The sequence below is a fragment of the Soehngenia sp. genome (genome assembly GCF_055108775.1).
On sequence record NZ_JBSQIL010000066.1, the window covers coordinates 1 to 9,345 of the forward strand.

The following is a 9,345-nucleotide window of genomic DNA, read 5'->3' on the forward strand; positions in this document are numbered from 1 at the left end:
TCACCTGTATTAATATTAAGGGAAGATAAACTTCCCTTAATATTTGTTATATAAGCCCCATTTCTCTACCAACTCTATTAAATACATCTACAGCTATATCTAGCTGATCTTTTGAATGAGCTGCTGTTACCATACATCTTACTCTACCAGTGTTTTTTGGCACAGTTGGGAATACTATCCCAGAAACGAATACACCATTTTCAAGTAATTTTCTAGAAAATTCCATAGTCTTTCCTTCTTCACCAATAATGACAGGTGTAATTGGTGTTTCACTCTTACCAATATCAAAACCTGATTGACTCATTTTAGCTTTAAAATAATTAGCATTTTCCCAGAGCTTATCAGTGTATTCTGTAGATTCCATAAGCATCTTTATAGCTTCTATAGCAGCTCCTACTGCTGCTGGAGGCAATGATGTAGAGAAAAGTGCTGGTCTTGCTCTGTGACTTAGCCATTCATACATTGTATTTGAGCCAGCAACATAGCCTCCAACAACTCCGATAGCTTTTGATAATGTTCCAATTGAAAAATCAACTCTGTTGTGAAGTTTAAAGTGGTCAACAGTCCCCCTACCACTTTCTCCTAATACCCCAGAGCCATGAGCATCATCGACATATGTCATAGCTTCATATTTTTCAGCTAGCTCTACTATTTCTGGAAGTTTTGCTATATCTCCATCCATGCTGAATACACCATCAGTAATAATAAGAATGTTTTTATACTTCGATCTGTTCTCTTTTAGTACCTTCTCTAAACTGTCCATATCAGAATGCTTATATATTGCTCTATCAGCTTTAGAAAGCCTTGATCCATCTATTATTGAAGCATGATTTAATTCATCTGAAATAATTAAATCTCCAACATCAGTTATAGCTTGAATAGTTCCAGCATTACAGTTAAAGCCAGATTGATAAACAAAAACTGCTTCTTCTCTTTTGAATTCAGCTAAAATCTCTTCTAACTCCTCGTGTATTTTCATATTGCCTATTATAGTCCTAACAGCTCCAGACCCTGCACCATATTCCTCTACAGCTTTTATAGCTGCCCTTTTAAGCCTTTCATGATTTGCAAATCCTAAGTAATTGTTGGAGGATAGATTAATAACTTTTTTTCCATTCAAAATAACTTCCGACCCTGTTGGCGTACCTAGCACTGGTAATTTTCTGTATACCCCTTGATCTTTTAATTCCTGAATTTTTTCTTTTAAAAAGTTCAACTCATGTACATTTGACACGTATATCCCTCCAGTTATAATAATTTACATTAGAATTATATCATATTGATAACCTATTTTAATCAAAATTTAGATAAATATCTAGTTATATATGGTCTTAAGAATTCAGAATCGATATTTTTTAGACTATTCCTAATATCATCGTCAATATAACCCATGTTATCTAATGCAATTATTGCATTTCTCGTTAATACATTTTTACCTCTCCAGCTGCCAGCCATCTCCCCGTATTTTCTATCAAACTCTCTCTTTGACATTAAAAGTAATTCTTTTATATCAACAACCCCATTGGTTTTATATGGCTTAAATTCATTAAAATTTGATTCTTTTATGTTTTTATTTTTCGGGCATACAATCTGGCATATATCACAACCATAAATACTTTTCCCCATGATTTTACTTTCTTCTTCAGTTAAATATTTTTTTGTTTGTGATAAATATGATATACATTTCATAGGATTTATTTTATATGGTTGTTCAATAGCTTTCCCTGGACAACTCCTTAGGCATAAATCACATTCATCGCATTTTGACTCTACAGGCAAACTATAAATATCTAACAATAAATCAGTTAATATATACCCAATAAAAATGAATGACCCATAAGTATCATTAATGATATTAGTATTTTTCCCATAATATCCTATTCCTGCCTTATATGCAATTTCTCGATCTATCAATGGGGTCGTGTCAGAAAGAATTTTATACTCAAAACTTTCTATTTTCAATAATTCTTCTACTAATTGATTTAGATATTTTCTTATGACTATATGATAATCCAACCCCCAAGATGACATAGAAATCTTTCCATAAATTGAATTCTCGGTATGTTTTATATTCGAAAAATAAGGAAATCCTACTACTATTATACTTTTTGAATTCTCCATAATCAATTTAGGCTCAATTCTTTTAGAGATTTCATCTATCTCAAATTCTGTTTTTAGACCGTTCATATATCTATCATCAAGCGTTCTTTTTACCCTTGTTAAAGAAGAGGCATCTGTAAATCCAACTACATCTAAGCCTATTTTTAATGCTTTTTGTCTTATCAATTCTGTTTTCATAAAATTCACCCACTAAGTAATAGTAATTTAAAAGATGCTATAAGTTGATATATAAATATGCTATAATATCTATTGAAGCGAGGTAGATCTAATGTTAATCAACTTAAATAAGAAGTCATTTAAAAAATTTGATTTTTTGCTATTAATAACAACAATACTTCTAAGCATCTATGGCATTGTAATGATTTATTCTGCTACTTTAAGTTTAAATAGTACTAGATATGTGCAAACTCAAATCATTTCAACTATTATTGGTTTATTTGCTATTTTGATATTAATATTTTTTGATTATGAGTTGTTAGAAAAACTATATATCCCTATATATATTTTGTCAATCGGTTTATTAATTGCTGTTTTAATATTTGGAGTAGGAGATGACCAATGGGGTTCAAAATCTTGGCTTTATATTGGCTCTTTTGGATTCCAACCCGCAGAATTTGCTAAAGTTGGTGTTATAATATCTTTAGCTCGAATAATTGATAAATATAAAGAGGATATAAATTCTCCAAAAACTTTAGCAAAAATCCTTATTTTTGCACTAATTCCAATCGGACTGATTTTAAGGCAACCTGATTTGGGTACTGCTATGGTCTTCGTCTTTTTCACTGCTGTTATGTTATTTGTAGCTGGTCTTAGGATAAAATATTTTTTAGCTGCTTTGGGTGTAGTTGTTTTTAGCTTGCCAATTGTTTGGCTACAAATGGCTGATTATCAGAAAGAAAGAATTTACAATTTTTTAAATCCAGAAAGAGATCCTTCAGCTACTGGCTATCAAGCTTTACAAAGTAGAATTGCTATAGGTAGTGGTAAATTATTCGGTAGAGGCTTGTTTAATGGTTCTCAAACACAATTAAATTATCTTCCAGAAAAACATACAGACTTTATATTCGCTGTTATTGTTGAAGAGTTAGGTTTTTTAGGCGGGACTGTACTATTGTTATTGTATCTCATATTATTGATGAGAATGATAAGGATTGCTAAAAATACAACCGATGTATTTGCTTCATTAGTAGTTACAGGAATTGCTTCATTGCTGTTTATTCACATATTCCAAAATATAGGTATGACAATTGGATTAATGCCTATAACAGGAATTCCACTTCCATTTATGAGTTATGGTGGTACTTTCCAGTTGATTAACCTAGTCTGTGTTGGAATAGTGTTATCAATCGGACTGCATAAAGAAGGTTTAAGTTTTTAAAAAAAGAGGGTTAAGTATTTAACCCTCTTATAATAATGTTACTTGATTTTTATTAATTATTTCTTCTTCCTCTTTTTTTTCTTTCAAGTAGCAGCTCCTGCATAATGGTTCATATTCCCTCGATGCTCCTATAACAACTCTTTCTTTATCCTTTGTTTTTCTATGACTAATCCATGCATCACTCCCGCATTTTACACATACTGCATGATGCTTTGTCAAATAATCAGCTATGGGCATCAATTCTTTAACTATTTCAAAAGGTCTCCCTTCAAAATCGACATCCAATCCAGCAACGATTACTGTTATATCTCTTTCTAAAAAGTTGTTAATTGAATCAATAATATCTTTTATTTCGCCCCCTAAAAACTGTATTTCATCGATTGCTATAACATCTGGAATATTAGCTTCACAATGAAGTTTTATAGATTCTATATTTTCAACTAGAATTGCTTCAATGCTCATATCATCATGTGAAATAATGTCAGCAGTTTTAAACCTAGTATCAACAACAGGTTTAAATGCTAAAGTTTTATAACCTGCAATATTAAATCTCTTAACGTCTTTTTCTAATGATGAAGTTTTCCCCGAAAACATAGAACCTGTATGAATTATTAGTTTGCCTTTATATTGATGCAACTTGCTTTCCCCCTCAATTAATAGTGATATATTAGTTTCCTATTTTTAATCCTTTTCCTTTAATTTCTACACTCTCAACTCCTTCTATTTCTTTGAGAGATTCTAAAAAATCATAGTCATTTTTGGCTATAGACCTTCTAATAAATAAATCTATTTCAATTAAGTTTTCCCCAGATTCCAATTTACCAATTTCATTTATGTCCATTTTCTTAATGGTTATATTGTTGTTTCCTAAAATCGTTCCTATTTCGCCAATTAATCCGCTTCTTTCTTTCCCAATAACGAGTAAATGATTATTAATATCTGACAATACAGCTTTTTCAAATTTGCCTAAGTAAAGCAAAGATAAGAAAGATATAATACTTGTAGCTATTCCTGCAAAATAAAATCCCTGACCTATAGCTAACCCTATTCCAGCACATACCCACAAACTTGCTGCAGTTGTCAAACCCTTTACTCTATTACCATCTCTTAAAATTGTTCCTGCACCTAAAAATCCTATTCCGCTTACAACTTGAGCGGCAATTCGTGTTGGATCTGACCCACCTGAAGCTCCATTAATTGATACTAACATCATTAAAGTAGATCCTATGCTAACCAATATATGCGTTCTAAAACCGGCAGGTCTATTACTAGCTTCTCTCTCCATGCCTATTAATCCACCTAAAACAGCTGATAAAACAAGTCTAACTATTATTTCTATATTGTTTATCATACTTAGCCTCCGTAATAATAGAATAATTGAAGCATCAAATGGTTGTGGTATAATATGTTTGAGGTGTTAACTATGTCTAATATTTACTATTGTAATAAATGCAGAAATAATTGTAGTATAGAAATTGTCAATATCAACTCTCATGCATATTATTCAGGTTATAAATGCTCTAAAGGATTGTCTGATGCTAAATCTCATTTAAATCAAGAAGATAAAATACTCACAGCAAGAGCTATATTGACAAATGCTAAAATGTCAACTATTCCTGTCAGGACAACTGATAAAATCCCTTTTTCTCTCATTCCTGATGCAATAAAAATTATAGAAAACACCAAAGTAAAAGCTCCAATTGAAAAAGGGGTCGTTATAATTGAAAATATTTTAGATACCGGTATAAACGTTGTTACTTTGCGTAAAGTTCTGTAAAAATTTCTTTTTTAAATTCCAAATTTATCATTAAATACAAAATTATGCCTTTCAAAACACTAGACATACTTATCGCCCACCATACACCTTCAAAGCCTAGATTTGTATTTGATAAAATTATCGCTGCTGGTATTCTTAAAATATTAAATGTAGTTCCAACTATAGTTGGTGGCAAAGTTTTTCCTAATCCGTTAAAAGAGCCTGCAGTGCCTATTTCTAAACTCATAAATGCTTGAGATAATCCTAAAATTCTAAGATAAGTACCTCCTGCTTTTATTGCTGCCATGTCATTTGGAGTAAAAAGACTAAATATTGATTCGGGCATTGTTATAAACAATATTGAAACTACCAGTCCAAAGCTAGTAAGAACTCTTATTCCTTTATGATATCCTTCTTTTACTCTATCAAATTTCTTTGCCCCTATATTTTGTCCAACAAAAGCAGAAAGAGCTGCTGAAAACCCTTCAGATGTCATCCAAGATAATGATTCAATTTGTGACCCTACTGTCATTACTGCAATTGGAAGAGCTCCGAAACTTGCAATTATTCTTGTTATTACCATGCTTACAAATGCATGTATTGTATTTTGAATAGCAGGTGGTAGTCCTAGTTTTACAATAGTGACAGCCTTTTTTATGTCAAAATTCTTAAATAATTTTATATGTGAATAAACAAGTTCGCTTTTTATTCCTGTAATAACAAATCCTAATGTTACTATCATTTGAGAAAGTATAGTTGCCAAAGCAGCACCATTGATACCTAATTTGGGAATTGGTCCAATCCCAAAAATAAGTATTGGATCTATAATTATATTAAATAATAAACCTAATGCATTTATCCTAAACGGAGTCAAACTATTTCCAGAGCTATTTAATGATACAGAAAATATAGGATTTAAAAAATGGAAAATTATCCCAATCCCAATTATTTTTAAATATGATTCACTCATATGTACTACTTCTAATTCTTTTACTTTAAAAAAAGATATTAATTGCTCATTAAAATTCAGCAAAACAAAAGAATAAAGTAATGCTATAAATATTTCAGTTTGAAAACCTGTCCTTACATATTCTTTAGCTTTCTTTATATCTCCTTTACCCAAATTTTGAGCTACATTCACGCCTAATCCAACTTGTGTTATCAGGACTAAGGAATTAGCAAGCCACATAAAAAATCCGGCTGTACCTGCTGCAGCAACTGCATTTGTGCTCAACCTTCCTAACCACATTATATCTGTTAAATTATAAGCCATCTGAATAAACGATGTACCCATGATAGGAAATGCTAATTTCATGAGAGTGTTTATTATATTCCCTTCAGTTAAATTCAACTCCTTAGTCATTTTTTCCCCCACATATTATGAATATCAAATTTTAAGCTCCTGCGATTAATTTTTTGCTGGAGCTTTTAATTTATAAATTTTGTTCAGTTAAAATCATTGGGCCATCTTTGGTAATTGCTATAGTATGTTCATATTGAGCTGATAGTTTCCCATCTAGAGTTCTTGCTGTCCACTCGTTCGAATCAATCTTCATTGAATACACTCCTTGATTAACCATTGGCTCAATTGTTATAACCATGCCTTCAGTCAATCTAACCCCTCTGTTTGGTTTCCCATAATGAGGCACTTGAGGATCTTCATGTATTTGTTTACCTATTCCATGTCCAACAAAATCTCTTACAACAGAAAATCCATTTGACTCAACATAAGTTTGTATCGCATAACCTATATCCCCTAGTCTATTTCCAACCAAAGCTTTCTCTATGCCCAAATATAATGCTTTTTTTGTTACCTCTAAAAGGTTTCTAGCATCTTCTGAAATCTCTCCCACAGGATAAGACCAAGCTGAATCTGCTAAATATCCATCATATCTTACAACCATATCTATGGTTACAATATCTCCTTCTTTTAAAGGTTCTTTTCTTGGAAATCCATGACATATTTCATCATTTATAGAAGCACAAATTGCATAGGGAAACCCCTTATAACCTTTTTGTTCAGGATAAGCTCCAATGCTAAGCAAATATTCTTCTACAAAACGATCCAATTCTAAAGTCGATATTCCTGGCTTTATAATCTCAGCTAATTTTCTGTGAACATCAGCTAATATTTCACCCGCTTTTTTCATTTTCATTATTTCTTCTTCTGTTTTTATTACGATCATATCATTTTCCTTTCTTTATGCTGTTCAATTCACTGATAAATTTACGATAAATTTCTGTCTTTCTAAGCTTTTCAAAGTCCGAATCAGCAATAATCCAATAATATAAGCCTTTATCTATTTTCACTGCTATATCCAAGTCATTAATTGCCTTTTCGTATTCATCAAGCAAAGAATAACAACAAGCTCTATTATAGTAGAGATCAGATGAATTTGGATTAAATATTATTCCCTCAGATAAAATGCTTATGGCTTTAGCATACTGATTTTGATCTATAAAAATTTCTGATAAATTTAAGTAAATTTTATCATAATTTGGATTTAAATCTTTTGCTCTTATATAATGTGTAACAGCCAAATCAATCTCATTTAACTCTTTGTATACAACTGCAATATTAAAATGAGATAAATAATAATCATAAGAAACATTTATGCTCTTTTTTAGATAATATAAGCTTTTATCATAATCTTTTCTACCTTCATAAATAGATCCTAAATTATTTAATGCATAAATATTGTTAGGATCTAGTTCTAATAATTTTTCATATTCTTTGATTGCGAGCTCTTCTTTACCTAGTAGATCTAACAATCTAGCATAATTATAAATAGCTTCTGTATCAGAATTTTTGTATTTTAAAATCATCTCATAACTTTGTAATGCTTCTTCATAATTCCCAACTTCTTCATAAATCATTCCTATCAGTTTAAAAGCATCAGTATAGATGGGATTAATATCTATTGCTTTTTTCAAAAATACTATAGATTCTGACATCAATCCCATCTCGTTATAAATTACCCCAATATTAAAATATGTTAAAGCTTTCTCATTATCATCATTTATAAATTCAATTGCTTTATTATAAAAATTAATTGCTTTGTTTTTATCACCGGCCAAATAAGAGGTTTCAGCCAGGACAAAATAATTCTTTGCCTTAGGTTCCATATTCACTTTCCTTTATAAATTACAGGAACAATTAAATTTTGTACTTCCCGATGAGCATATATTTCTCATTTTTGTTTTCCAAAGGTTCTAATATCAGTTCCCATTTATTTTTTAATCCTTCTATTTTGGCTAGTTCTTCAAAATAATACATAATAATCCCAGCATCTACATAATCTATATTACCATCATCAACCATCAATAATTCCACATAATCATCATGCAATACAAATCTCCAAGGCTGTTTGTTCATAGTTGATGGTGCAAAACGAACATAGAAAAACAAATCGCCTAGCCCTCTACTTTCAAGCTCTTCTAAAGTTGCATTTCTTCCGATATCATTCAAATAAACTATTTCCTCTTCACCCAATCTTTCACTAAATGAGTCATGCGCAAATGGGCTCTTTGGCTTAGGATATCCAATAGCTAACAAATAATTAACTTTTTTAGCTCCTTCTCCAAAAACTTGCTCTTTTATTTCTGAATTGACTTCTTTTAGACTTACCCAACAGGTTCCTATTCCTAGATTGTTCAACTCAGTTATGAGCTTTTCCATATAATAACCACTATATATTAAAGATTCTTTCCTATCAATTTCATTTTCTAAAGCTATATAATGTGGACTTTTTATCATAACCCCCGCATATCCTGCTATTCCTTTTAGATTTTCATATATATTGCTTCCAAATTCATATAGTTTCATCTTTATTAAATACTGTTGAGCCTCGAAATTTATCTCATTTATTATTTCCGAGATTTTCTTGTAATCATTCTCATTTAAATTTTTAGATTTAAATTCTCTTGTAGATTTTCTAGTCCTTAAAAAATTCATCATGTTCATAGTATTTCCTCCTAGTTTTATAAATTTATAGCTCGTTGCAAAACTCTACAACTCGCATATTTACTGCCTTTTTTTATATTGAAATGGCTAGATTCCCCCCATTTTGGGTATATATACAGTGTAAAA

General features: G+C 30.9%; 10 protein-coding genes. 2 read left to right on the forward strand and 8 right to left on the reverse strand.

Annotated elements, in window-relative coordinates; translation table 11 throughout:
- Positions 1-46 precede the first annotated feature (46 nt).
- Positions 47-1,234: a glycine C-acetyltransferase gene (locus tag ACTB1H_RS07875; protein ID WP_463262298.1), complete on the reverse strand. Its 1,188-nt coding sequence runs from the start codon at positions 1,232-1,234 to the stop codon at positions 47-49.
- A gap of 62 nt (positions 1,235-1,296) precedes the next feature.
- A complete protein-coding gene (gene queG / locus ACTB1H_RS07880; RefSeq protein WP_463262299.1) occupies positions 1,297-2,298 on the reverse strand; it encodes a tRNA epoxyqueuosine(34) reductase QueG in 1,002 nt (333 codons plus the stop codon).
- A gap of 91 nt (positions 2,299-2,389) precedes the next feature.
- Here queG and rodA point away from each other — a divergent pair, with 91 nt between their 5' ends.
- Positions 2,390-3,499 (forward strand): rod shape-determining protein RodA, encoded by a 1,110-nt coding sequence (rodA, locus tag ACTB1H_RS07885; protein WP_463262300.1) that lies wholly within the window; start codon positions 2,390-2,392, stop codon positions 3,497-3,499.
- Between the two features lie 27 nt (positions 3,500-3,526).
- Here rodA and ACTB1H_RS07890 read toward each other — a convergent pair whose 3' ends face one another.
- The gene (locus tag ACTB1H_RS07890) at positions 3,527-4,135 is read right to left on the reverse strand and encodes a thymidine kinase (protein WP_463262301.1); all 609 of its coding nucleotides are present in this window, start codon (positions 4,133-4,135) and stop codon (positions 3,527-3,529) included.
- Positions 4,136-4,166: 31 nt separating this feature from the next.
- A complete protein-coding gene (locus ACTB1H_RS07895) occupies positions 4,167-4,850 on the reverse strand; it encodes an MgtC/SapB family protein (RefSeq protein ID WP_463262302.1) in 684 nt (227 codons plus the stop codon).
- A gap of 72 nt (positions 4,851-4,922) precedes the next feature.
- Between ACTB1H_RS07895 and ACTB1H_RS07900 the strand changes: the two genes are divergently transcribed.
- Positions 4,923-5,276: a DUF1667 domain-containing protein gene (locus ACTB1H_RS07900; RefSeq protein WP_463262303.1), complete on the forward strand. Its 354-nt coding sequence runs from the start codon at positions 4,923-4,925 to the stop codon at positions 5,274-5,276.
- Here ACTB1H_RS07900 and ACTB1H_RS07905 read toward each other — a convergent pair.
- From ACTB1H_RS07905 to ACTB1H_RS07920, 4 genes are all read right to left on the reverse strand, one after another.
- Positions 5,254-6,618 (reverse strand): MATE family efflux transporter, encoded by a 1,365-nt coding sequence (locus ACTB1H_RS07905; protein ID WP_463262304.1) that lies wholly within the window; start codon positions 6,616-6,618, stop codon positions 5,254-5,256. The genes ACTB1H_RS07900 and ACTB1H_RS07905 overlap by 23 nt on opposite strands.
- A 70-nt stretch (positions 6,619-6,688) precedes the next feature.
- Positions 6,689-7,441 carry a type I methionyl aminopeptidase gene (gene map, locus ACTB1H_RS07910; RefSeq protein WP_463262305.1) on the reverse strand — a complete coding sequence of 251 codons (753 nt, stop codon included), beginning with the start codon at positions 7,439-7,441 and terminating at the stop codon, positions 6,689-6,691.
- Between the two features lies 1 nt (position 7,442).
- On the reverse strand, positions 7,443-8,381 hold the full coding sequence (locus ACTB1H_RS07915; protein ID WP_463262306.1) for a TPR end-of-group domain-containing protein: 939 nt from the start codon (positions 8,379-8,381) through the stop codon (positions 7,443-7,445).
- A 31-nt stretch (positions 8,382-8,412) separates the two neighbouring features.
- A complete protein-coding gene (locus ACTB1H_RS07920; protein WP_463262307.1) occupies positions 8,413-9,219 on the reverse strand; it encodes a nitroreductase family protein in 807 nt (268 codons plus the stop codon).
- Positions 9,220-9,345 lie beyond the last annotated feature (126 nt).